This is a genomic window from Rudanella paleaurantiibacter (assembly GCF_009184635.1).
Lineage (GTDB): Bacteria > Bacteroidota > Bacteroidia > Cytophagales > Spirosomataceae > Rudanella > Rudanella paleaurantiibacter.
This window is the reverse complement of record NZ_WELI01000006.1, coordinates 19,441-44,333: the sequence shown is the minus strand read 5'-3', so window position 1 is coordinate 44,333 and position 24,893 is coordinate 19,441. Positions and strand designations below refer to the sequence as shown.

Sequence of the window (24,893 nt, the reverse complement as noted above, 5' to 3'; positions counted from 1 at the left end):
TTTGGAGCAGGGATAAACCGCTTAGGTGGCACCCACGGGGCGGTACGGTTTAGGCTTGCAGCTTACTCGCGGGCCAGATATGGGCCCGACCCAGTCATGGAGTCACGGGTTTGATTCATCAGCTCCTGCACCGCTTCCGACTTCTCCTCGGCCTTCTTCTCTTTCGAGGCTTTCAGGCTGTTGTAGGCCATCTTGCGAATCATATTCAGGAACGAATCTTTGGCTACCACCCAGATAATGGTGAGTACCAGAAAAAAGGCGGCCACAATCAGGAAGCCCATATACCGGCTCTCGAACACCTCATTGAGGAAAGCCGCGAGCAAACTGAGTAAAAAAATAAGCGTTATGGTGGCCAGAAATCCAAGAATGACTCCGTGAATGGCCCGGATAACTCCTTCTTCTACCTTTCCGCGTGTTTCTAAGGTAAAGAGTTCGATTCTGGCTTCCAGATACCGAAATATATTCTCCCGAACCTCGTCTAATTTCTCTAACATGATCGTAAATGATTAAGCATCATCACTGCACTATCTACAAAAAAACTACCATTCTGTTTAAAGAATTGATTTTTCGGATAAATGGCCTGAAGGCTTCGGGAAATCAGGATAATTAGCCGAAATGAAGTCGGCAACCCCGATCATGGCCGTGTTTAGGGCGTTGAAAAGATGGGGCAAGATTGTAGAAAAAGATACCAGCCTTTTATAAGCTGGTTGCCAAAAACCCCATAACAAAACCGGGCGGCTGCAAAGACCTATTCGATCTTTACAGCCGCCCGGCCATAAAATTGACTCTTCAACGGTTACAATTCACGTTGCTTATCGCGGTCTGTAGTCTCTTCGGGAACTTCGGTCATTACAGGGTTCGTATCGTCCGAACCAGGGGCTTTGCCCAAGTTACTATCGAGTTCTGGAGCAGGTTGCCCTTCAATGCCAGCTACTAGTTCCGTTTGGTTTTCGTCGGGGGTACGTTCCAGTTCTTCAGCCGCGTCAACAGCCGGCAGCACCTCGGCACTACCTGTCAGCAGGGCATCATTGGGCAGTTGCCCATCCGTATCAAAACGATCTGACAGCCCATGCTCTTCTCCGTCGCGGTCCGATGGGTCACGGTCCGACGTATCGGGGTAATCCCGGAAGAACCGACGCTGGAAAAACAAGATGATACAGACGCCAACAAAAATGCAGGCATCAGCGATATTGAAAATAGGCGTCGAGTAATACTGACCACCCCAAAGCGGCACCCAGTCAGGAATAAAGCCCTCCCAGATGTCCACAAAGACCATGTCAATTACCTGTCCGTGAAACCAGGGGGTGATAGAGCCGTACGGCGCATTGCCCAGCAGCACGCCGTAAAACGTCGAATCGATTACGTTACCCACGGCCCCGGCCATGATCATGGCCATCGCCCAGAGCAGGCCGTCGGGCGCGCCTTGTCGGGCCAGATGCACCAGATACCAGCCAATACCCACCATAGCTACGAGCCGAAACAGACTCAGAATCAGCTTTCCGTAGTCGTGGCTCAACTGCATCCCAAACGCCATTCCGGGGTTGAGTACATAGTGTAGCTTCAACCAGTCGCCAATCAGGCTGATCTGACCGGCGAACCCCGGCTGCATAAAATGGTGAACGGCCATTTTAGAGGCCTGATCGATACCAATTAGCAGAAAAGCGAAAAGGAAGTATTTAAGCGGGTTTTTCTGGATCATCGTAAATGAGTGATAAGTGATAAGCGATGAGTGATGAGCAGCTGGCGCACAAATAAAGCCTGCGTCAGCTGCTCATCACTCATCGCTTATCACTTATCGTTGATTTTTGCGCCGATCGATCTCTTTCTCAATCAGCTTGAACTCCCGACTGCTTTGACCGGCAATCGATTTGTTTTCTTCGGCCCGCCGGAACAGATAAGGCATTACGGCCTCAACGGGGCCATACGGTACGTATTTCGCCACATTATAGCCAGCATTGGCCAAATTGTACGAAATATTGTCGCTCATACCAAGCAACTGGGCAAACCAGATATGCTCATCGTTGGGGGCAATACCCAGCTGTTTCATCCGCTGAAAGCAGTATTGGCAGCTGTATTCATTATGTGTACCGAGGCAGATCGAAACCACGTCCCGATTATTGAGCGAGAAGTCGATGGCCTTATTAAAATCCCGGTCGGTATCTTCTTTGGTTGCTTGAATCGGGTCCTGGTACTCCTCTTCATGCGACCGAATGCGTTCTTTTTCCAGATACGCTCCCCGCACCAGTTTAGCACCCAACAGGTAGCCACGCTCGCGGGCCGTCTCGGTCGCCTTCACAAAGTTATTGTAGGTTTCCCAGCGGTATAACTGATAGGTGTTGAACACCACCGGCCGCTCGCGGTTATAGCGTTCCATCATCTCATACGCCAACGCGTCGATTGTCCCCTGAATCCAGCTTTCTTCGGCGTCGACAAAGATTTTCACTTTGCGCTCATAGGCCTTGGCGCACAGCCGGTCGACCCGCTCACGTACGCGCTCAAAAGCGGCTTTGTCCTCGTTCGACAGCACGTCGCCTTTCTGCACGGCCTCCAGCAGGTCAGTGCTGGCAATACCGGTCACTTTGAATACAGAGAACGGAATATCAGCCGATTCGCTGGCGCGTTCGATCGTGCGCAGTACTTCAAGGGTAGTCTCCTCAAAGCTTTTCTCGTTTTCTTCCCCTTCTACCGAGTAGTCGAGTATCGTTCCGATGTGGCCATCGTGTAATTTGCTGATTGTCTTCTCACAATCGCGGATGCTTTCTCCCCCACAGAATTGCTCAAAAATGGTGCTTTTTATGAGGTTTTTAACAGGGAGCTGAAGTTTAAGGGCAATTTTTATGAAAAAAGTCCCTAAATTTACCAGCCATCCCTTATTCATCAACGCAAAAAGCCAGTACGTTTTTCGAAGTTTGAAATCGGACTGACAAGAGAAGGCAATCGAAGTGTCCTCAAACGAAACGGCCGGAGCCGCATTTTGCTTAACTTCCGGGATCCGTTGGACAGTCGTCGGCATAAGATTACTTCTATTCGACATAGTGTAAGTCCCTATCAGCTGGGTACGAATGTGTTAGTGTTTCGCCCCAGTACCAAGCCGGAACAGTGTGTTACGTGAAAAACAACAAACTTAACTCTGGTTGGTTAGGAATTACGCCAAAATCTGCTTCAACAAACTAAAAATCAGCTTTTGACGAAGGTCTATTTGTCTACTCTTTTTGGGAGAGATTCGACTGCAAATATACCACATTTTTAAATCAAAAGTTCCAGATAGAGTAGTTGTAGAAACCAGTTGAATACCGAGTACATATGAAGCCTGAATTAGTGGTTGAGCCCCTCTCATCGTGGGTAGAAACCAATGGAAAGCCGTTGATCATTGCCGGTCCGTGCAGTGCTGAGACCGAAGAACAACTTGTAGAGACTGCCCGTCAGCTGAAAGAACTGAATGCAGTCCACGTCATTCGCGCTGGCGTATGGAAGCCCCGTACGCGGCCTGGTAGCTTTGAAGGTATGGGCGAGAAAGCTTTGCCCTGGCTTCAGCGCGCCAAAGCCGAAACCGGCCTGCCTTTTGCCGTAGAGGTTGCTACCCCCGAGCATATCGAACTCGCCCTTAAGTATGGCGTTGATATTCTGTGGGTAGGTGCCCGGACTACGGTAAACCCATTCAACGTTCAGGAGATTGCCGACGCCCTCCGGGGTGTGGATGTACCGGTATTGGTTAAAAACCCGGTAAACCCTGATCTGGCCCTGTGGATCGGTGCTTTTGAGCGTATTGCCGGCGCCGGCGTGAAAAAACTGGGTGCTATTCACCGGGGGTTTGCCACAGGCGAAGCCAGCAAGTACCGCAACGTACCGATGTGGCAAATGGCCATCGAGCTGAAGTCGATCTTCCCAGAACTACCGATCATTGGCGATCCAAGCCACATGGCTGGTAAGCGGGCGTACCTCAACGAATTGGCCCAAATGGCCATGGACCTCAACTACGACGGTCTGATTGTTGAGTCGCACATCGACCCTGACAATGCATGGAGTGATGCCGCTCAGCAGCTCACCCCGGCCGCTTTTGGCGAGATGCTCGATCACCTGCAAATTCGTCAGGTTGAATCGTCGAACATCGAGTTCCAGAGCTTTGTAGAGCAGTCGCGCCGAAGCATCGATAACGTCGATCGGCAGATTGTTGAAATGCTGGCCGCCCGGATGGCTCTTGTTGAGCGACTGGCCGAGTACAAGCGCGACAACAACGTGACCTTGTTCCAGCCTGAGCGGTGGAAAGAGATTCTGAAAACGCGTACCGAACTGGGTAAGAAACTGAACCTCTACCCCGAACTGGTGGAGGAAATCTACAAGATTATCCACATGGAGTCGATTCGGAAGCAAACCGAGATCATGAATAGCCAAACGGCATAAATTCAGAAGATAGGAGCGAGGAGATAGAAGTGAGGAGAGGTTACAAATACTCTTCACTCCTATCTCCTCGCTCCTTTTTATTTTAACTTCAATACCACCGACCTTCGGTTAAAACCAGCAAAACAGCCGAGCCCTCCGTTTATATTAGACGGAATCTGCACTGGTTCGGCAAAGGGATTGCCATCTGACTCCTGCTGACGCGGAATGGCTTCGTGATACCGGTAGTACATTTCGTCGGTATGCAGCAACGATACCGTCAGCTCAGCCGACCGGAAATTGTCGCCAAAGCGGTAATTGTCAACTGTACTGGTCCCCGATGCGCCACTCGGAGGGTTAATCACGGTGGTTCCGGTAGGGTTGGTTATGGTGGTAGCACAGGTGGGGCAGGTTATCACGGTAGTGCCGCCGGGCCCAGTAATTAAGGTGGGGACACCACTCGAGTACCGGTAATACACACCCTTGCGCGACCTCAGCTGACCACCATCGTCGCCGGGCGAATCAGCCACGACATCTGAATTATTAAAAAACGTATTCAGCACGGTTACCTGCACCAATGATTGACTCGACGGAGGGGTTTGTTGTGTGCTTAGCATAGCTGCTACCCGGTAGTAGTTTCGGCCACCTGCCAAGTCGGCCCAGTTTACCCGCAGGCTGTATTCCTTTGCATATATCGGTGTCCGTACACCGTTGCTGAAGCTATAGCCATTCTCAACACGGGCCGAGTCACGCTCCACCGCAAACACCGGAGCCCCAGAGGGCACCGTACATTGGCCCGTCACTTTCTCGCCCTGAGGTGTGCTCACCGACAGGGTGTATGTTTTACCGGGCAAAATGGGCAGGTTGCGCGCATTGGCCCAGTACAGATTAAGACTCTGCCGCCGATAGTTAACTGCATATTGTAGCGCCACCACCCGAACCCCATCGCTCATGGTTACACTGGCATTGGCTACATCCAAAATAGCGTTGGATTGCCCCAGCACCGGCACTGAGCGGTTCACCTGCACCGTCAGAACACTATCCTGGGGGGATATAAAACTGGCAACGACCAGCTTACCGGCTTCACGATTGATTCGGTTGGGATCGACCTCGTTGCGGAGGCTATCGCAGGAGAAAAAAAGCGGGAACAGGCAAAGGCATATAATGAGACGATACATACAGTACTGAGTCAGAATGAAATGTATAATGTACAGTTCAAAATGAATAATGAACAAGCTGATAATCAGCAGAAAAACTATTGTTCATTATGCAATTTTCCTTGTCTATTGACTTAAATGGTCGGTGCTATTTCAACCAAAAACCTTACTAAAACTTAAAGTTGTAGCTAAACGCTGGTACAATCGGGAACACCGAATACCGGAACAAGCCCGTTCGGGTGGTTTGGTTGGGGGCCTGCCCTTCGGTCACCGACTCAATCTGGTAAAAGAAGGGGTTGCGCCGGTTGTATAGGTTGTAGAAGCTGAACTCCCAGGTGCGTTCGTGGTGGCGCTTTTTCTTGTGAAACTGAATCCCGAAGTCCATACGGTGGTAAGCCTCGGCCCGAAACGTGTTTTTCTGGGTTCCGTAGTCACTCACGCGAGCACCATAGTCGAACAGGCCCGATACGATGGCGGCAGCACCGGTTGTGCTACTGCCCCGAATACCCGGCTCGTGTCGGTAGGCCCGGTACTCGGCCTGTGGCACCGTGAGGGCGTTGCCCGTGCCGTACACCCAGGCCGCCGAGAGGGTAATGCGCTTACTTAACTCGTAAATCCCGACGAGCGAAATATCGTGCCGACGATCATAGCGGGGGTAAAACTTCTGCCCACCATTGAGCAACGGAAACTGCCACTGTGTCCAGGAGAGGGTGTAGCCCGCCCAACCCGAAAAACGGCCTGTTTTTTTCTGAAGCAGAAACTCAGCCCCGTACGACCAGCCCCGCCCGGAGGTCACGTTGTCTTCCCAACGCACCTGCTGAGCCGAGGTGGGGTCGCCGAGCAATAGAAAACTGGCCCCCTCCCGGTAGTTGATGATATTTTTCATCGTCTTGTAATACCCCTCAACCGTGAGCGACAGGCCCGACTGGTTGAAGTCCTTTGCCAGCCCGGCAGCTACCTGTTCTGACTGCTGCGGAGCCACCCGGTCGGTAGTGGGTACCCAGAGGTCGGTGGGCAGACCGATACCCGTGTTAGAGAGCAGGTGAATGTACTGGTTCATGAGCGCGTACGACCCTTTGAGCGACAAATCGGGCTTGAGCATGTACGCGGCCGACAACCGGGGCTCCGGCCGGATATAGTTTACCTCTTTCTGGATAAAATGGCTCAGTCGGAGGCCGCCATTCAGGCGCCAGCGTTCGTTGGGTCGCCAGGTATCTTCGGCGTAGATACCCGACTCCAGCACGTCGATGTTATTAATCCGCCGGTCGAAACCCACCGAACCGGCATTTTTGAGCACAATAGCACTGGGCGTAAACCGGTGTTGAATGGTTTGCACCCCAAACCGAAGCGAGTGTTGCGGATTGGGGTAAAAATCGAGGTCGTATTTAAGCGAGAAATCACGGATGCCGGAGTTGTAGCGCAGCGAAAACAGGTCGGTAGCATTGTTGTTTCGGCCGCGCTCGTCGGAGGCAATCTGAAATTTATAGTCGCTGTAAATAAGCGAGAGGTTCGAAAACAGGCGTTGCGAAAACAGGTGATTCCAACGGAGGGTACCCGTAGCATTACCCCAGCCCAAACCCACATCGGTGCCCGAATCATTGTCTTTCGCGTAGAATCGGTCACGGCCAAAATAGCCACTTAGGTACACTTTGTCTTTATCGGTCAGGTCATAATTGACCTTGGCGTTGAGGTCGTAGAAATAATAGCCAGCCTGGGTTTGTCCATCGGTTTGCGCCCGAATAAGCGGGGCAGCTACCACATCAAGATACGTTCGGCGGCCCGACACCAGAAACGATCCCGACCGCTCGCCCGGTTTTTTGTTTTTGGCCAGTGGACCTTCCAGCGTCAGCCTTGACGAAATAAGCCCAATGCCGCCCTCGCCGTGCAGCTTCTCGCGGTTACCGTCTTTCATGTTCAGGTCGATAACCGACGACAGCCGCCCACCAAACCGGGCCGGAAAGCCGCCTTTGGTTAGCTCGACACTTTTGAGAGCATCGCCGTTGAAAACCGAGAAAAACCCGAACAGGTGATTAGCGTTGTACACCACGGCATCGTCGAGAATAATAAGGTTCTGGTCGGGGCCGCCCCCCCGCACGTAAATACCTGTGCTCCCCTCCGATCCTTTTTGCACGCCAGGCATTAGCTGAAGCACTTTCAACACGTCTTTTTCGCCCAGAAACGCCGGTATTTTCTTGATTTGCTGCACCGGAATATCAATCTGACTCATCTGGGGGGTATCGCTCACTTTTTCCTGCGTCCGGCTGGAGGTCACCGTCACCTCCGACAGGGTCTTGCCGGGGTCGAGAATCACGTTGCGCTGAATGTCGCGCCGTAACGGAAGCGTGTATTCAACGGCTTCGTAACCTACAAACGAGTACGCCAGCCGCACACTGTCCTGCGCGGGCAGGGTAAGCGAGTAAAAGCCATAGGTATTGGTGGTGGTACCCGTGGACGTTCCGGGCAGATACACATTGACGCCAATCAGGGCCTCCTGACTGCCGGCCTCGCGTACATACCCGCTCACCGTAGCTACGGGCGCATTGGTTCGGGGCCGAACGGACTGGGCAAACGCGGCAGAAACGGGCAACACCAGGGCCCACAGAAATAGGTAACGAAACGTCATACGTACTGAGTCAAAATCAAATGTATAATGTACGGTGCGGAATGAATAACGAACAAGTTGACAATCAACAGGATAAGTCATTGTACATTATTCATTCTTTCAGTACTGGACATTCAGACTTCAGACACTGGACATTAGACTTACTACCTTTATATAGGAAGGTCTAACGTCTAATGTCCAGCATCTAATGTCCAGTACTGAGGTTCATTCTGCATTCACTTACAACCGTGAATTTGTAACGTGGAGTACAAACGTGGTGATTTGGTTGGAACGTCAGGCCAAACTACCCGGCAATTTAACATGCTTTAACAGACCACCTTTACCTAACCGGATGAACGGTCGGTGCACACTTCAGCCCAAATTTTTGTTATGATACTAAACAATCCTTCGGGATTACGGTAAAGAATACGTAGGGCTCAACCGTTTGAAAAACAGCACACGACCATGTTAGAATTTGATAAACTCTCCCTGAATATTCCGGCCACTACCAAAAAACGGGTGGTGATTATCGGAGGTGGGTTTGGGGGGCTCAATGTCGCCTTAAATCTTGACAGCCGCGATTTTCAGGTTGTCATGTTCGATAAACAGAATTACCACGCATTCTGGCCCTTGTTGTATCAGGTGGCTACGGCCGGGCTGGAGCCCGATTCGATTGCCGAGCCTCTGCGTAAGGTGTTCACCGATCAGGACGATTTTCACTTCCGGCTCGTGCGGGTTACAGGCGTCGACTCGGCCGCTAAAACCGTCAAGACACTCATCGGTGATCTGTCGTACGACTATCTGGTAGTGGCCACAGGCTCCAAAAGCAACTTCTTTGGCAACGCGCAGGTCCAAAAGTATGCGTTTCCGCTCAAGCAGATGACCGACGCCCTCAACCTCAGGAGTCAGTTGCTGCAATGCTTTGAGCAGGCCAGCATTACCAAAGACCCCGAAATCCGGCAGTCGCTCCTCAACTTTGTGATTGTGGGCGGGGGGCCAACAGGCGTTGAAATGGCGGGTTCAATCGCAGAAATGCGGAAACACGTCTTGCCCAACGACTATCCGGGACTCGATTTCTCCAAAATGAATATTTACCTCGTGGAGGGGCTCGACCGAGTATTACCGCCTATGGACCCCGAATCGAGCAAGGCCGCACATACGTATCTGGATGAACTGGGGGTTGAGGTAAAGCTCAAAACCTTGGTGGATACCTACGACGGCCAAACGGTGATTCTGAAATCGGGCGAGCAAATCCGAAGCCAAACCCTGATTTGGGCGGCCGGTGTTACGGGAGCCCTCATCGACGGGATCCCCGCCGAAAGTGTGGAACGCGGCCGGGTGCTGGTCGATCAGTTCAATCAGATTCAGGGCCTGACCGATGTGTTTGCCATTGGTGACCTCGCGTACATGAAAGGGGGCGACCCCGACTTCCCGAATGGGCACCCCGGCGTGGCCCAGCCCGCCATCCAGCAGGGCGAGCGACTGGCCAAAAACCTCGGCCAACTGGTTCGTAACCGCGAAATGGAGCCGTTCCGGTACTTCAACAAAGGCAACCTGGCCATTGTAGGCCGTAACCGGGCCGTAGCCGATTTGCCCCGCAACCTTCACCTCAAGGGGTTTCTGGCCTGGGCTACGTGGCTGTTTGTGCACATCTTCTACCTGATCGGCTTCCGCAACAAGCTGGTAGTACTCAGCAACTGGATTTACCGATTCTTTACCTATCAGCGCGGCACCCGGCTTATCATCCGGCCGTTTGTCCGAAAAGAAGACGTGCAGGCGCAGGAATTTCTGGTGAAAAACGAAATGGTTTGAGTTTATGTACAATAGAGCGGTGCTCCGTTGGGGCGTCGGGCCAATAGGCTAACCTATTAGGCTTTACAGCCCCACGGGGCACCGCTCTATTGTACGGCTTGCGGTAACAATCCGTACCCTGTTGCGTTTTATTATTTTCTGGAACGCATCTCATGAGAAACCCTTCCGTTTGGATCGCCAGTGTAGTGCTCACTGGCTTGTTTACGTCAGCTCTGGCCCAACCGGTGGCCACCATCCAGTCTGATACCGTAAAAGCCGGCCCGTATGACATGGGCAAGATGTGGACGTTCGATACGCCACCGAAAGAGTATTTCCAGAAAACGTATCAGTTTAACCCCGACGATAAATGGTTTGACGAAACTCGGCTGGCCGCCCTCCGGTTTGCTGACTATTGTTCGGCCTCATTCGTATCGGCCAATGGGTTGGTAATGACCAATCACCACTGCGCCCGCGAGTCGGGAACGGGAGTGGTTCGGAAAGGGGAAGACTTCAACGCCAACGGTTTTTTTGCCAAAACACTTGCTGAAGAACGGAAAGTACCGGGGCTGTTTGTGGATCAGCTGGTGCAGATTGTCGACATTACCAAACGCGTACAGGATGCCATCGACCGGGCAGGGTCGGGTGCTGAAACCGCTCAGTTACAGGAGCGCGAGTTCGAGACCATCAAAACCGAATACGCCAACAAGCCCGGCTTCAAAGGGCTGGAGTTGCAGGTTATCACGTTTTACAACGGCGGCCGGTACGCGCTCTATGGCTTCAAACGGTACAACGATGTGCGGCTAGTATTTATACCCGAATTGCAACTGGGCTTTTTCGGTGGCGACCCCGATAACTTTACCTACCCACGTTACGCCCTCGACTGTTCGTTTTTCCGGGTTTACGATCAGGGTAAGCCCTTACGCACTACCCATTTTTTCAAGTTTAACCTCAACGGCGTACGCGACGGCGAACCCATCTTTGTGGTTGGTAACCCCGGCAGCACGGAGCGACTTAAAACCGTGGCCGAACTCGAATTTGACCGGGACCACCGACTGCCTTACATCACTACGCTGCTTCAGAATCGCTCCAAAGCCCTACAGGCGTATAACGTGACGGCCAAAAACGACAGCGTCCTGAATGAGATATTTAGCTTCGAGAACAGCCTCAAGGCCATTGGTGGCCAGTTGGCGGGCCTCCGCGACCCGTACCTGATGGCCCGCAAAGCCGCTTTTGAGAAGCAGTTTAAGACCGCAGCCCAGAAGAAGAATATTCCGACCCAAACCTGGGACGAGCTGGCATCGACCACGGCCGAATTACGCACCTTATTTAACGACAACACCTATCTGGCCCCCAACCCGCTTGTGCAGGGCGAGTTACTGGCGTTTGCCCAGAATCTTATCCAATACGGCGAACTGGCCCAATCGCAACCACAGGCTGCTCAACAGGCCCGTTCGCTGATGGTGCCACCTGCGCTTAAAAGTCGGCAGCTGGAAGAGGCCTTTCTGGCCGCTCACCTGGCCGAGGCCCAAACTGTTTTAGGCGCGAGCGACCCTTATGTGCAGGCAGCGCTGAACGGGCGCTCGCCCAAAGAGGCAGCAGCCTACCTGATTGCAAACACCAGGCTTACCAACCCACAGTTTGTCAATGAGCTGGTCGACCGGGCGGGGGGTATCTCGTCCAGCACCGATCCGTTGCTGGCATTGGCCAAAATCGTTACGGGCCGGTTTGTAACGGCCAATGGGCGGGTGCGGCCCCTTCAGCAGCGGCAAGCGGTACTCCGGTCACAATTGGGCCGTTATCTGTACGATGTGTACGGTACGGCCGTTCCGCCCGACGCAACGTTTTCGCTCCGAATCAACGATGGTGTGGTGAAAGGCTATGCCTACAATGGCACACAGGCCCCCATTATCACAACGTTTGCGGGGCTTTACGACCGGAATTATTCATTTGGCGATAAAGGCCCGTGGCAACTACCCGCCCGCTGGAAAAATCCACCGGCAGCCCTGCTCCGACAGCCCATGAATTTTATCACCACCAACGACATTATCGGCGGCAACTCAGGGAGCCCCATGATCAACAAAAACCGGGAGGCCGTTGGCCTGGTGTTTGATGGCAACATGGAAAGCCTGCCCGGATCGTTTATTTTCGTGCCCGATGCCAACCGGAGTGTTTCGGTACACGCAGGTGGTATGGTGGCCGCCATGCGTTACATTTACAAAGCCGACCGGCTGGTAAACGAGCTGACGACTGGGCGATAAGTACGCGCCCGGCGAAAGCGCGTATTTCTTACTCCAGTACCCATTTTTGATTCTGTATTCCAAGCGGGCCAATAGGGCAAAGAGAAGATTCAAAACAGGACTTTTAGTTGTTTTTAAATAAAATTTTGTATTATAACAACAACAATTGGTCTTAAAATTGCTTCCTTTGTTGTATCTCACCCGCTATCCCTGCGTATGAATAAGTGTGTTTTTCTTGATCGTGATGGTGTTTTAAATGAAGATCGTACCGATTACGTGTACCGCGTAGAGGATATGATTATTCCAGACGGTGTTGCCGAAGGGCTACAGATGCTCAAGCAAGCCGGCTATATGCTGATTGTGATTACCAACCAGGCGGGCATTGCCAAAGGTCTTTACACCCGTGAAGACGTGATGCGCTGTCATAACCACCTGCAACAGCAGTGTGGCAACGTGATCGACGATATTTACTATTGTCCACATCACCCGGACTATACAACCCGCTCACTTTTGCGGAAGCCCGACTCGCTCATGCTGGAGAAGGCTATTGCCAAATACAACATCGACACCAAAAACTCCTGGATGTTTGGCGATGCCCTCCGCGATATGCAGGCCGGCAGGCGCGTTGGGGTTCGTACCGTCCGGATTACCCCCCACGTGGCCGGGCCCCACGAAGCCGACGGCCACGCTACTGACCTGCTCGGGGCCAGTCGGCTGGTGCTAAATCAGGCCTGAGAAGTTTTACAGGCAGCTAATATTCTACAAACAAAAAATCCCCGGTAGCACTACCGGGGATTTTTTGTTACGCTTTGGCTTGAGTAGCCGGTGTGTGCTTGGTCACACTTCCGTAGGCGGGGCAAGCGCCCTTGCGCGCGCACGAACTCATCGTCAGAACGGCCAGCAGACCGGCAATAGTGAATACTTTTTTCATGGTATTTCGCTTATTCTTTTTCAACTAACTCGGCTTCCTGTTCTTCGTGCTGCTCGGCTTCTTCGGCGGCTTCCAATTCGGTTGGGCCGGGTTCGGCAGAGGTATAGCCCAAAATCTTAAGCATTACTTCACTATTCTGCTCGGGAGCAAACAACCGGGTACGCAGGTTGCCCTCTTCATCTTTATCCACAATCACGTGTTGCGGGGCCGGAATGAGACAGTGCTGAATACCGCCATATCCACCCAACGACTCCTGGTACGCACCCGTATGGAAAAACCCAACATACTGCCGCTCCGACTCCTGCTCGAAGATAGGCAGGTACAAATCGGCACTGTGGGCCTCCGTATTGTAAAAATCGTGTGAGTCGCAGGTGAGCCCACCGAGGTTTACCTTCTGGTACGGGTTGTCCCAGTTATTGATGGCCAGCATGATATACTTCTGACCGAGGCCCCACGAATCGGGAAGCTGCGTAATAAACGACCCATCGATCATGTACCACAACTCCTTATCGTTCTGAAGCTTCTGGTCAATTACTTCATAAATAACGGCTCCGCTCTCCCCTACCGTATAACTCCCAAATTCGGTAAAAATATGGGGTACAGGCACATTGTTTTTGTTGCAGATCCACTGAATACTTTCCACAATCTGATCGATCATGGCCTGGTAATCGTACGTGAACTGGAACGAGGTCTGAATAGGCAGACCACCACCAATATCAATCGAGTCGAGATCCGGGCAAACCTTGCGCAACTCGCAATACTTATACATAAACCGGCTCAGCTCACTCCAGTAATACGCGCTGTCTTTGATACCCGTATTAATAAAGAAGTGCAGCATCTTCAGCTTGAACTTGTTGCTGTGCTGAATTTTGCTCCGGTAGAGTTCATTGATATCGCTGTAGCGAATACCAAGCCGCGAGGTATAGAACGCAAAGTTTGGTTCTTCATCCGTAGCAATTCGGATGCCAAGGTTAACGGTCTCGGCCGTGATGTTGTCTTCGTAGGCCTCAATCTCTTTCAGGTTGTCGAGCACCGGAATCACATTGAAACCGTCGTTGATCATCTCACTCAGGTACTGGGTGTACAGGGGCCGCTTATAGCCATTGGCAATGATGTACGTGCTCTTGTTGATCTTGTCGAGCCGGTACAGTTCCCGAATGATTGGAATATCGTAGGCCGATGAGGATTCGAGATGGACACCATTTTTAAGAGCCTCTTCGAGCACAAACCGAAAGTGGGATGACTTCGTACAGTAGCAATACGTGTAGTTGCCTTTGTAATTGTACCGCTTCATGGCATTCTTGAACAGCGACTTAGCCTGGTCAATATGCTCGGTAATTTTGGGCAAATACGTTAGCTTCAGGGGGGTTCCGTACTGCTTCACAATGTCCATCAGGGGAACATTGTTGAATAACAAATTGTCATTCTCCGTTTTGAACTCCAGCGTAGGGAATTCAAACGTCTGGTCGATTAGGTCATAGTAGGTCTTCATCCCTTCGTTCGGCGCATACTTGTTTTTGTGTTTGAAATTGTTTGTCTATTCGTTTGTTCATCAAGCCCGTTTCTATCCGCCAGGAATCGCTGGCAAACAGCCAAAGAATCAAACAAACAAACCAGTTTAAGGGCCGCGAAAATGGGGTAAATTTTACGGCTTTGCAAGTATAACCCATTCGCAATGTAGAGAACGAAATAGACGGGGGTTTGATTCGGTCTTAACCGAAATTTTATGTGATCTCCGGGGCCGGTCTTTTGGTACCGAACTGCTGGTATAACGCGCTCATTACGCGCTTTCGGCCAACAGCCAAACCACTAACCGAGCTGACGGTCTTCTTTGGCCGCTACCGGTTTAGCAACAAACAGAAAACATCCCCTAATTTTGCCCTACTTTGTTAGTACGTAACCCTCAGCGAATGACGCCCCAGGCTATTCACTTTATTTCGATTGGTGGCAGTGCCATGCACAATCTGGCCATCGCTCTCCAGCAACAAGGCCATACCATTACCGGCTCCGACGACGAAATTTACGAACCTTCGCGCACCCGTCTGGATGAGCGTGGACTCCTGCCCGCCGAAATGGGCTGGTTCCCGGAGCGTATTCACGCTGATCTGAGCTGCGTCATTCTGGGTATGCACGCCCGCGCCGACAACCCCGAACTGGCCCGCGCCCAGGAACTCGGTATTCCGGTGTACTCCTACCCCGAGTACATTTATCGCCAAAGTGAGCACAAGCAGCGGGTGGTAATTGCCGGTAGCCACGGCAAAACAACCATCACCTCCATGATTATGCACGTGCTGAACTACCACAACCGGGTGTTCGATTATCTGGTGGGCGCGCAGGTAGAGGGTTTCGAAACCATGGTGAAGCTAACTCCCAATGCTCCGCTGATCGTGATTGAGGGCGATGAGTATGGCTCCTCGCCTATCGACCCGCAACCGAAGTTTATGCACTACCAACCCCACATTGCCCTCATTAGCGGCATTGCTTGGGACCACGTTAATATTTATCCAACCTGGGAGGTTTACGTCGATCAGTTTGAATTACTGGCCGATGCCATGCCCAAAGGTGGTATTCTGGTGTTCGATGAAACCGACGACATGCTCGACGTGGTAGGCCAGAAAGACCGCGACGATGTAGCGAAGCTGCCCTACACGGCGCATCCGCACCAGATTCGGAACGGACAAACAGTGCTCATCACCAAAGACGGTGCCGAAGTTCCCGTGCTGGTGTTTGGTGAGCACAACATGAAAAACATGGCCGGGGCTATGGTCGTCTGCGACCGGATTGGCATTACGGAAGGCCAATTCTACGAAGCCATCAGCTCGTTCAAAGGTGCGGCCAAGCGGCTCGAAAAACGCTCCGAAACGCCCGAGTTAGTCGTATTCCGCGACTTTGCCCACGCCCCCTCCAAGGTAGAAGCTACCACCGAGGCCGTAAAAGCGCAGTACCCCGACCGTAAGCTACTGGCCGCTGTGGAGCTGCACACGTACAGCAGCCTGAACAAAAACTTTTTGGGTCAGTATCGGCACAAACTGGCCTCGGCTGATGTACCCGTTGTGTATTTCAACACGCATACACTGGCCATGAAACGACTCGAACCCATTACGCCTGACGACGTGAAAGCCGCTTTCGAACAACCCAACATACATGTGTTTACCGACACCGCCGAGTTGGAGGCTTTTCTCGATGCGCAGCGCACACAGGTCGGTGTGATGCTCCTGATGAGTTCGGGTACGTTTGGCGGGATAACTAATGCATAACGTATGATGCGTAATGATTAATGGAGTAGACCGGGCAGGTTGGCACGCCTAATTGCGCAATCATCATTATGCATTACACATTTCTTTAAAACTATGCAAAGCATTGTTGTTTATTGTGGTTCGAATCACGGGACCCAACCTATCTACAGCGAAGTAGCCCGCGAATTGGGCCGTACTATGGCCGAGCGCAACATTCGCCTGATTTACGGCGGGGGCGGCTTTGGCCTAATGGGCGTAGTAGCCGATACCGTGCTCGAACACGGGGGCGAGGTGATTGGGGTAATCCCGAACTTCCTGGCTGAGCTTGAGGTGGCCCACCAAACCCTGACCGAAATTCACTTCGTGGAAACCATGCACGAGCGGAAGTTCAAGATGGTGACGCTATCAAAGGGAGTTATTGCACTTCCCGGTGGGTATGGCACGCTCGACGAGCTGTTTGAGATTCTGGCCTGGCGTCAACTGAAACTGTACGACGGCCCCGTGGCCATTATCAATACCAACGGCTATTACGACCTGATGCTCCAGCAACTGGATGTGATGGTGCGCGAAGGCTTTTTGAAGCCCCAAAACCGCGAGCTACTCATTGTGGCCAACACAGTGGAAGAAGCCCTGGCAAAAATGGGCACACAAACCATCTAATTACCGATCAGTCAATCCCTTACTTAACAAGTCATTTTTGTGTAACCAGGATTTACCTTTACGTTTTCACGTAAAGCATGCCTGGTATGAAAATACTTTTCCTATTCCTTTGGCTTGGTCTGTCTGCCGGGGCGCTCGCCCAAATTGGCATGGGTGGGCAGCCCCATCCCTCGGCCGTTCTCGACCTGAAAAGCCCAACCAATAATCAAGGTTTACTAATACCACGCCTGAGTACAGCCCAGCGCAATGCCATTGCCAGCCCCGCCGTGGGCTTATTGGTTTTTGACCTGGATAAAGGTACCCTGTTTCTGCACGATGGACAGAACTGGCTCCCTCTGGCTACAACGAACACCAATAACCTCTTACCTATTGAGCGAACAGCCAGCGACGGAGCAGCCAGCGATTTTTTTGGTAATTCTGTAGCGATTTCGGGCAATTATGCGATTGTAGGAGCACATGGAAAAAATAGTAATAGCATCATCGATCAAGGTACCGCATACATATTTGTTCGTAATGGTAATACCTGGACGCAACAAGCTCAATTGTTTGCCTCTGACGGAGAGTCCGGGAGTGATTTTGGTTACTCGGTAGCAATCTCGGGAGATTATGCAATTGTGGGTGCTTATGGAAAAACTATCGGTAGCAATGCCAATCAGGGGGCTGCTTATGTATTTGTCCGCAATGGCAGTACCTGGACGCAGCAGGCACGACTGGTTGCCTCCGACGGAGTTCCCAGTGACTATTTTGGGTACTCTGTATCTATTTCAGGGGATTATGCTTTGGTAGGTTGTACAGGAAAAGCTATCGGTAGCAATACCAACCAGGGAGCTGCTTATGTATTTGTTCGCAATGGGACTACCTGGACGCAACAAGTCCGGCTGCTTGCCTCAGATGGAGCCGATACTGATTATTTTGGTATTTCTGTATCTGTTTCAGGAGATTATGCGATTGTGGGTGCCTATAGAAAAACCATCGGCAGCAACGCGAATCAGGGTGCTGCTTATGTATTTGTAAGAGGAGGTACCTGGACCCAGCAAACCCGACTAACCGCCATTGGGGGAGCAGCCAATGATAATTTCGGACTCAACGTTTCTATTGCAGGCGATTACGCCGTAGTCTCGAGTCCCAATAAATTCTCCTTCCAGGGAACCGCCTATGTATTCGCTCGAAACGGAAGTACCTGGCCTCAACAGGCCCAGATAAGTGCTAGCGACGGGGTTATAAATGACTATTTTGGACGTAGCGTAGCTATTTCAGGCGATTATATACTAGTTGGAGCTTCCAATAGAGATAACGTAGGTAATGTTGATCAGGGAGCCGCTTATCTCTTTCAACGAAAAAACACCTCTTGGTCACAAGTCCGTAGAATAGTGGATAACAGCCCGGCCAATACCTATTATGGAACAAGCGTGAGTCTCTCCAATGGTAGCTTCATTATTGGAGGATACGGGTTTGAAAGCCTCAAGGGCAAAGTCGGTTTTGGGACGGTAGATTAAGCCGTGAGCGGACCAAAATCCGGTCGGTAACATCCAATATCCGGCATTCTTTTATCGTTTAAAGTAAGGCATTGTAAACCGTGCCCGCCCGATTTTGTTTATCTTGGGCGCAGTGGTGCATTTTCCTTCCAAAAGATATGAGAATCAGTACTTCCCGTTTGTTACTGGTGGCGCTGAGTGTTACGGTCGGCCTTGCGGGCTGTAACTCAGCGATGATGGCATACAAAAAAGGCGTACGACATTTCGATGCCGGCGAATACAATCTGGCCCTGACTCAGTTTGAGAAGGCGGCCAAAGGCGATATTGACCCCAAGCGAGTAAACTACTACGCGGCTGAGTCATACCGTCTGTCGAACCGGTTTGCCGAAGCGGCTCCCTACTACCAGAAAGCCCTCGAAGCCGGTAGCATTGAGCCCGATGCGCACCTCAACCTGGCCTATGCGCTCAAGGCGCAGGGCCAATATGCCGAAGCCCTCAAGCACCTGCAACAGTACGTCGATAGTAAGCCGACCAACAAGGTAAGCCTTGATAAAGCTCAACGCGAACTGGGCACGCTACGGGCCGTAGAGGCCATTGCGGGTAAGAAAACCGACCTTGTGCTCAAAAACATGGGCAACCTCAACTCGCCAGGTTCGGAGTTTGCCCCCGTTATTCGGGGCGAAGAGCTGGTTTTTACGGCTTCTCGTAAAGACGTGGTGTACAAAAACAACGGTCTGCCCATGCTCGGCCTGTACAAAGTAAAGCTGAATCAGGCCCCCGACGAAACCGGCAATACGGCGCAGCCATTCAGCAACAACGTGTTTCAGGGCGACGTGAACGAAGGAACCCCGGCATTTACCAAAGATGGTAAAGCCATGATTTTTGCCCGGGGTAATAATGGTAAACGCAAAGGGGGGCTCGATGTCGACTTGTTTATCAGCCGGTTGGGTAGCGATGGTACCTGGGGCGCTCCTCAGCGGCTCCCGATCAGCGACTCAACGGCCTGGGACGGCTCACCCGCTTTCTCGGCCGACGGGCGGACGCTCTACTTCGCTTCCAACCGGGCCAATGGAGCCGGTGGCATCGATTTGTACCGCACTAACATGGATGCGTCGGGCCGGTTTAGCCGCCCGGTCAACATGGGCCGCGATATTAATACGCCCGGTGACGAGATGTTTCCATTTGTGGCCTTCGACGGCAAACTGTATTTTTCGTCTGACGGGCACCCCGGCCTGGGCAAACTCGATGTGTTTGTGGCAACCCGGTCGCAGGGTGTTATTCGGGTCGAAAATATGGGGCAGCCGGTCAATTCGCCTGCCGACGACTTTGGCTACGTACTTATGGAGCCGGGCAAAGGCTTTTTAGCATCGAACCGGGCGGGGGGTAAAGGCGATGACGATTTGTACTTTTTCGATTCTACCACGCCCGAAAGTTCAACAACCACGATTGCTCAGAACGACCCGAAGCCCGATGCGCCCAAAATTGTCCGGTATTTTCTGGCCGGTACTGTAGCTACCAATGAGCCAACCCCCGCCCCACTCGATTCGGCCCGGGTGCGCATCATTGACGAAGCCACGGGCGAAGCCGTTGCCGAAGTGGTTACGGGTCAGCCGGGTACGTTTGGTAAGTATCCGTTGCAGGAAGGCAAAGAGTATTCGGTGCTGGCCGAACGCCGGGGGTACCTCACCCGCCGGGAGCCTTTCACGATGCAAGGCCGGAGCATTCCGCAGATCTTCCTGACCAAACCCGAAACCGATACGACCTTCAATGTGGCCCTGCGGCTCGACAAGGTAGAACTGAACAAGACCTTTGTGCTGGAGAATATCTATTACGACCTTGACAAGTTCAATATCCGCCCCGATGCGGCCCTTGAACTCGACAAGCTTGTTACGATTCTGAAAGACAACCCAACGCTCCGTATCGAGCTGGGCTCACACACCGACGTTCGGGCACCGGATGCCTATAACATCCGCCTGTCGCAGAATCGGGCCCGCTCCGCTGTCGACTATATCGTGTCGAAAGGCATTGAAGCGAGCCGAATGACAGCCAAGGGCTACGGCGAGACGCAACTGATTGTGAAAAACGCTAAAACCGAAGAAGAGCATCAGCGTAATCGCCGGACTGAGTTCAAGATTCTGGAGTATTAACGTAATGCGTAATGCGTAATGTGTAATGCGTAATGTGTAATGCGTAATGCGTAATGCGTAATTGCTAATGAAAATAAACCGGAGGGCCGTTTGCCCGGTTTTATTCTACATTAGCGATTACGCATTTTTTCGTTACTCACTATTCCCTTTTACCACCATGAATGACCGGCTCCGTCAGTTCCTTACCGTGTTCGTCATCATCTCCCTGCTGGTGATGAATTACCTCTCCAACGCCCGTGTCTTTGCCGATACCACCAATGGCGACATTTCGCGGAAATACCAGACGCTGATTACCCCGGCAGGATACGCTTTTGCCATTTGGGGCGTGATTTTTCTGGGTCTGCTGGCGTTTGCGGTATTTCAGGCCTTACCGTCGGAGCGTGATAACGAGCGTTTCCGGGCGGCCGGGCCGTGGATTATTCTCAATGGCATTGGTAATGCGATTTGGAGCCCGATTTTCAACAATGAGCAGATTGGCCTCGCTCTGCTTGTGATTCTGGTCATGTTTGTGAGCCTGTTACTAACCATGGACCGGCTACAGGTAGGCAAAACCCGCGTGCGTCGGCGTGAACTATGGCTGGCCCGGGTGCCGTTTTCCATTTATTTCGGCTGGCTTACAGTGGCCACCATTCTCAACGTGGCTGTCTTTCTTAAATCGACCAGCTTTGACCTGAGCCTGCTTCCCGAAGCCGGTTGGGCTGCGGCTGTGCTGGTTATTGCCTTTCTGGTGGGCGTATTTCTGTTCAACCGGTACCGGAGTGCCTTTTATATGCTGGTATTTGCCTGGGCCTATGCCGCTATTGCCGCCGAGCAGAAGGGCGTTCCGTACGTACCCCTGTTTGCCTGGGCGGGCGTGGTGGGCGCCGTGGTGCTGGCTGGCTTTGCTCTCATTACCTACAACACAAATTATGCGGCTCTTCCTCCTGCTCGGCGCTAATCTGGGCGACCGGGTGCAGATGCTCACACAGGCCCAAACCCGGCTGGTCCAGTCCGTCGGGCCACTTTTGGGGGCATCAGGCCTGTACGAAACAGCCCCGTGGGGCGTGACCGATCAGCCCGCTTACCTGAATCAGGTTCTCGAGCTCGACACGCAACTCGCCCCTGCCGATGTGCTGACACAGACACAGGCCATTGAGCAAGCCTTGGGCCGCGTGCGGCTGCAACGGTGGGGGGCCCGTATCATCGACATTGATTTGTTGTACTATGCCGATACAGTGCTCCAAACCGACCGTCTGACCCTGCCCCACCCGCTCCTGCACGAGCGCCGGTTTACGCTCGTGCCCCTATGCGAACTTGCTCCCGATTTTGTTCATCCGGTATTGGGCCAAACTAACGCCCACCTCCTGCAACAGTGCCCCGATACGGGCGAGGTAAACCGATTTGTGGGGTAAACGAGCGGCTTATTTCAGCAGATAAGCAACCAGATCGGCCAATTGCTGCTCCGACAACCCCAAAGCCACCGGGTCGGGCATGAGACTGGTGGTGTACTGCTTCCGCGATGCAATTTTGGCCGTGGGAATTGTGTGCTTCTGACCAGCCGCATCTTTAATAACCACCGCCTGGGCTCCGTCGGAAATCAGAAACCCGTAATACGTTTGCCCATTTTTGGTGGTTAGCAGCCAGGGTTCGTAGCCAAAAGCCAACGCAGCACTCGGATTGATGATGGCGTCGAGCAGGCCGTTTTTATCGAACTTATTGTGGATTTGGGTCAGCTCAGGGCCAATTTCGGCCCCACGGCCACCATGTTTGTGACAGGTAGCGCAACTGGCCTCAAACACCACCGCTCCCGCCCCCCGGTCGCCCCGAAGCGATGCAACAGTAGCCACCGAAAGGGTCTTTACGGCTCCACCCGAAGCCGTGAGGGTAGGCCGCTCAAAATAAGCCTCGGCCATGGTTCGGATGCTTGCTTCCGGGTTCTGAAAAATCAGATTACCAACCACCTTTTTGAGGTGTTCGGGCAGCTTTTTATCGGCCACCAACCCTATCAGCAACTTACCCCCTTCGGCGTCCTGCGCCATCTGCCGTACAATTTTGTCTTTATCAGCCTCCGACGTGTACTCGTCCATAAGACGCTGACGGAGACTGAGCATTTGCTTCGCTTTTTCCTCAGCGAGCGTCAGCTTGGTGGGCATCGCTTCCTCCCAGTTCAGTAGGGAAGCCCAATCGTTTCCGCGCCGAAAATTGAGCCAGTAAGCGGCCTGCCGGGCCACGGTGGTATCGGCCAATTTACTCAAGTCGAGCATGGCCCAGGCCGCTTCAACTGTTTTAATGAAGCCAAGGGCCGTGATAGCCTGCCGACGAGCCGCCGAAGACAGCGATGTAGCCTGTGCCCGACGGGCCAGTAGCCCCACGCTACCGGCTGGGTGCAACTCCCAAACAAGGTTGGCCGTTCTCTCATCCCAAGCCACCGGGTCAGCGAGCAAAGCCGGGCGGAGGGCTTCGAATACAGCCTCCTGCTTACCATCAGCCGCAATGCCGAGGGCTGTCAGGTAATACCGATCCTGACCATCGTACTGTTTAATCAAGGTCGTCAGAATGTCGTTGCACTGGGCGTAGGGAACATCGCGCAGGGCAACGGCCACCTCCCGGCGCACCGCTGCTGAGGGGTCGGTAGCCAATTGACGGCACAGAGCCGGCACATCGGTCTGCTGCGAGCGCAACGCCCGGAATGCCGTGAGCCGCAGTTGAGCGTCGGGGTTTGTAAGCAACCCATTCACAGTGGCCTGCCCCTTGGGTCCCAGTTGAGCCAGCAGCCAAACGGCCCGCGCCCGAACGTAGGGGTTATCCGCTTTCAGCAATTGAGCCACGGGCTTCACGGCCTTTTCGCCCTGTTGGCGGAGGGCTTCAAAACCCAGCGCCCGCACATTCACAGCGGGGTTGGTGAGGGCTTCGAGTTGGCCCGCCATGCGGCTCAGGTCGAGCCGGGGCGCACGCAATGCCCGACCCTTAGGCGCAATGCGGTAAATACGGCCGTAGCCTTTTTTGTCGTGCATGGCATGCCCGCCCACAATAGGGTCGTACCAGTCGGCAATGTACAGGGCTCCATCCGTTCCCACGGCCACGTCGCTCGGCCGAAACCATTTGCGGGTATCATTGGCCACCTCATTCCATTTGTACTCAGCATCCACTCTCGGAAAGGTGCTGATAAAATCGGTGCGGTCGAGCCGGAAACCAGCTCCCTGCGGTTGCGGCTTGTAGCTGAACAGCACATTCCGACCGGCTTCGCAACTCAGCAGCATTCCCCGGTAAGCGGGGCCGAGGGCGTCGCCTTCGTAGAACACCATGCCCGTGGGCGAGCCCGCGCCCGTAATGTCGCCCGCTGGCAGTACGCCGGGGTCTTCCTGATGCCAGTGAGCCACCGGAATCGGCTGACCGGGCCGTTGGTCGCCCTGCCAGTACCGGGTACCATCTTTACTGAAATAGCCAGCATCAGCGCCCTCCATCAGCCAACTGGTGCGGCAGGCCACTACCTGATCGTCGTTATCGTTCTGCCACATATTACCGTACGAATCGAGGCAGGTTTCGTAATTATTACGGAAGTTGTGCGCCATGACCTTCAGGCCGGTACCGTCGGGGTTAATCCGCAACGCCATACCACCTACCCAGACCCGGCCATCGTCGCTGACCTGATTGCCGCGATTCACTTTGTTGTACGGAGTACCACCCACGTACAGGCTACCCGAGCGTAGGGTCCAGCCAGCTTTGTCGGTTACTACGTGCGGCCCGGCGTTTCCGGTATTGAAATAGTAGTTACCATCGGGCCCAGCCACCAGAGCGTGCAAGGCATGGTCATGGTCGAGACCACCAAAGCCCGTCAGAAACACCTCCCGTTTATCGGCTTTATCATCGCCGTTTGTGTCGGTGTACACAAACAGGTTGGGCGCGGCCGACACAAACACCTTATTACCCAATACCGCAATACCGAGGGGCGACACCAGCTCTTTGTCCTGCACAAACACGGTTTGTTTGTCGGCCTTACCGTCGGCGTTGGTGTCCTCCAGAATCACCACCCGCTCGCCTTCAGCATGGTTCAGGCGGGTTTCGGGCTTGTTGTTGAAGTCCCGATAATCGACGGCCTCCGTCACCCAGATTCGCCCCCGCGCATCCACGTCGATATTGGTCGGGTTATACAACATCGGCGACTCGGCCCAGAGCGTAGCCTCCAGGTCGTCGGGGAGGTAAAGCGTTTCGGGGCCTTCGACCGGGCGGGCAGCCGGGCACAACAACAGCAGTGGAAGCAGACTCAGGAGGGTTTTCATGGGGGAAGTGGGGAGAAGAAT

The 24,893-nt window shown here is 53.0% G+C and carries 18 protein-coding genes; 10 read left to right on the top strand and 8 right to left on the bottom strand.

The window, feature by feature from the left end; all coding sequences use genetic code 11:
• Positions 1-62 precede the first annotated feature (62 nt).
• From F5984_RS15385 to F5984_RS15375, 3 genes are all read right to left on the bottom strand, one after another.
• Positions 63-494, bottom strand: coding sequence for a phage holin family protein (locus tag F5984_RS15385; protein WP_152125145.1), 432 nt, complete (start codon positions 492-494; stop codon positions 63-65).
• Between the two features lie 302 nt (positions 495-796).
• A complete protein-coding gene (locus F5984_RS15380; protein ID WP_152125144.1) occupies positions 797-1,699 on the bottom strand; it encodes a lipoprotein signal peptidase in 903 nt (300 codons plus the stop codon).
• Between the two features lie 93 nt (positions 1,700-1,792).
• Complete coding sequence (locus F5984_RS15375) at positions 1,793-3,013, bottom strand: proline dehydrogenase family protein (protein ID WP_152125143.1); 1,221 nt, start codon at positions 3,011-3,013, stop codon at positions 1,793-1,795.
• Between the two features lie 290 nt (positions 3,014-3,303).
• On the opposite strand from F5984_RS15375, the gene F5984_RS15370 reads away from it, so the two are divergent.
• Entirely contained in the window at positions 3,304-4,401 is a 1,098-nt protein-coding gene (locus F5984_RS15370) for a chorismate mutase (protein WP_019988718.1), read from the top strand.
• 77 nt (positions 4,402-4,478) lie between these two features.
• Here the strand turns inward: F5984_RS15370 and F5984_RS15365 are convergent, their stop codons facing one another.
• Both F5984_RS15365 and F5984_RS15360 read right to left on the bottom strand, forming a co-directional pair.
• On the bottom strand, positions 4,479-5,555 hold the full coding sequence (locus F5984_RS15365; RefSeq protein ID WP_152125142.1) for a DUF4249 domain-containing protein: 1,077 nt from the start codon (positions 5,553-5,555) through the stop codon (positions 4,479-4,481).
• A gap of 148 nt (positions 5,556-5,703) precedes the next feature.
• Positions 5,704-8,157: a TonB-dependent receptor gene (locus F5984_RS15360; protein WP_152125141.1), complete on the bottom strand. Its 2,454-nt coding sequence runs from the start codon at positions 8,155-8,157 to the stop codon at positions 5,704-5,706.
• Between the two features lie 444 nt (positions 8,158-8,601).
• Here F5984_RS15360 and F5984_RS15355 point away from each other — a divergent pair, with 444 nt between their 5' ends.
• The 3 genes from F5984_RS15355 to F5984_RS15345 all read left to right on the top strand — a co-directional run bounded on the left by F5984_RS15355 (position 8,602) and on the right by F5984_RS15345 (position 12,899).
• Entirely contained in the window at positions 8,602-9,948 is a 1,347-nt protein-coding gene (locus F5984_RS15355) for an NAD(P)/FAD-dependent oxidoreductase (protein WP_152125140.1), read from the top strand.
• A 152-nt stretch (positions 9,949-10,100) separates the two neighbouring features.
• Positions 10,101-12,185, top strand: coding sequence for a S46 family peptidase (locus F5984_RS15350; RefSeq protein ID WP_246169030.1), 2,085 nt, complete (start codon positions 10,101-10,103; stop codon positions 12,183-12,185).
• A 195-nt stretch (positions 12,186-12,380) separates the two neighbouring features.
• Complete coding sequence (locus F5984_RS15345; protein WP_152125139.1) at positions 12,381-12,899, top strand: D-glycero-alpha-D-manno-heptose-1,7-bisphosphate 7-phosphatase; 519 nt, start codon at positions 12,381-12,383, stop codon at positions 12,897-12,899.
• Between the two features lie 67 nt (positions 12,900-12,966).
• Here the strand turns inward: F5984_RS15345 and F5984_RS26925 are convergent, their stop codons facing one another.
• Together F5984_RS26925 and F5984_RS15340 are read right to left on the bottom strand one after the other, a co-directional pair.
• Complete coding sequence (locus tag F5984_RS26925; protein ID WP_262884512.1) at positions 12,967-13,095, bottom strand: hypothetical protein; 129 nt, start codon at positions 13,093-13,095, stop codon at positions 12,967-12,969.
• Positions 13,096-13,105: 10 nt separating this feature from the next.
• Positions 13,106-14,587, bottom strand: coding sequence for a type III PLP-dependent enzyme domain-containing protein (locus tag F5984_RS15340; RefSeq protein ID WP_152125138.1), 1,482 nt, complete (start codon positions 14,585-14,587; stop codon positions 13,106-13,108).
• Between the two features lie 418 nt (positions 14,588-15,005).
• On the opposite strand from F5984_RS15340, the gene F5984_RS15335 reads away from it, so the two are divergent.
• From F5984_RS15335 to folK, 6 genes are all read left to right on the top strand, one after another.
• Positions 15,006-16,352 carry a UDP-N-acetylmuramate--L-alanine ligase gene (locus F5984_RS15335; protein WP_152125137.1) on the top strand — a complete coding sequence of 449 codons (1,347 nt, stop codon included), beginning with the start codon at positions 15,006-15,008 and terminating at the stop codon, positions 16,350-16,352.
• 93 nt (positions 16,353-16,445) lie between these two features.
• Positions 16,446-16,991, top strand: a complete 546-nt coding sequence (locus F5984_RS15330) for an LOG family protein (protein WP_152125136.1) — start codon at positions 16,446-16,448, stop codon at positions 16,989-16,991.
• An 86-nt stretch (positions 16,992-17,077) separates the two neighbouring features.
• The gene (locus F5984_RS15325) at positions 17,078-18,487 is read left to right on the top strand and encodes an FG-GAP repeat protein (RefSeq protein ID WP_246169029.1); all 1,410 of its coding nucleotides are present in this window, start codon (positions 17,078-17,080) and stop codon (positions 18,485-18,487) included.
• 137 nt (positions 18,488-18,624) lie between these two features.
• Positions 18,625-20,613 carry an OmpA family protein gene (locus tag F5984_RS15320; protein WP_185155526.1) on the top strand — a complete coding sequence of 663 codons (1,989 nt, stop codon included), beginning with the start codon at positions 18,625-18,627 and terminating at the stop codon, positions 20,611-20,613.
• A gap of 157 nt (positions 20,614-20,770) precedes the next feature.
• Entirely contained in the window at positions 20,771-21,550 is a 780-nt protein-coding gene (locus F5984_RS15315; RefSeq protein ID WP_152125134.1) for a TspO/MBR family protein, read from the top strand.
• The gene (gene folK / locus F5984_RS15310) at positions 21,522-22,004 is read left to right on the top strand and encodes a 2-amino-4-hydroxy-6-hydroxymethyldihydropteridine diphosphokinase (protein ID WP_152125133.1); all 483 of its coding nucleotides are present in this window, start codon (positions 21,522-21,524) and stop codon (positions 22,002-22,004) included. Before F5984_RS15315 ends, folK begins: the two co-directional genes overlap by 29 nt.
• A 9-nt stretch (positions 22,005-22,013) precedes the next feature.
• Here the strand turns inward: folK and F5984_RS15305 are convergent, their stop codons facing one another.
• Positions 22,014-24,872: a PVC-type heme-binding CxxCH protein gene (locus F5984_RS15305; RefSeq protein ID WP_185155525.1), complete on the bottom strand. Its 2,859-nt coding sequence runs from the start codon at positions 24,870-24,872 to the stop codon at positions 22,014-22,016.
• Positions 24,873-24,893 lie beyond the last annotated feature (21 nt).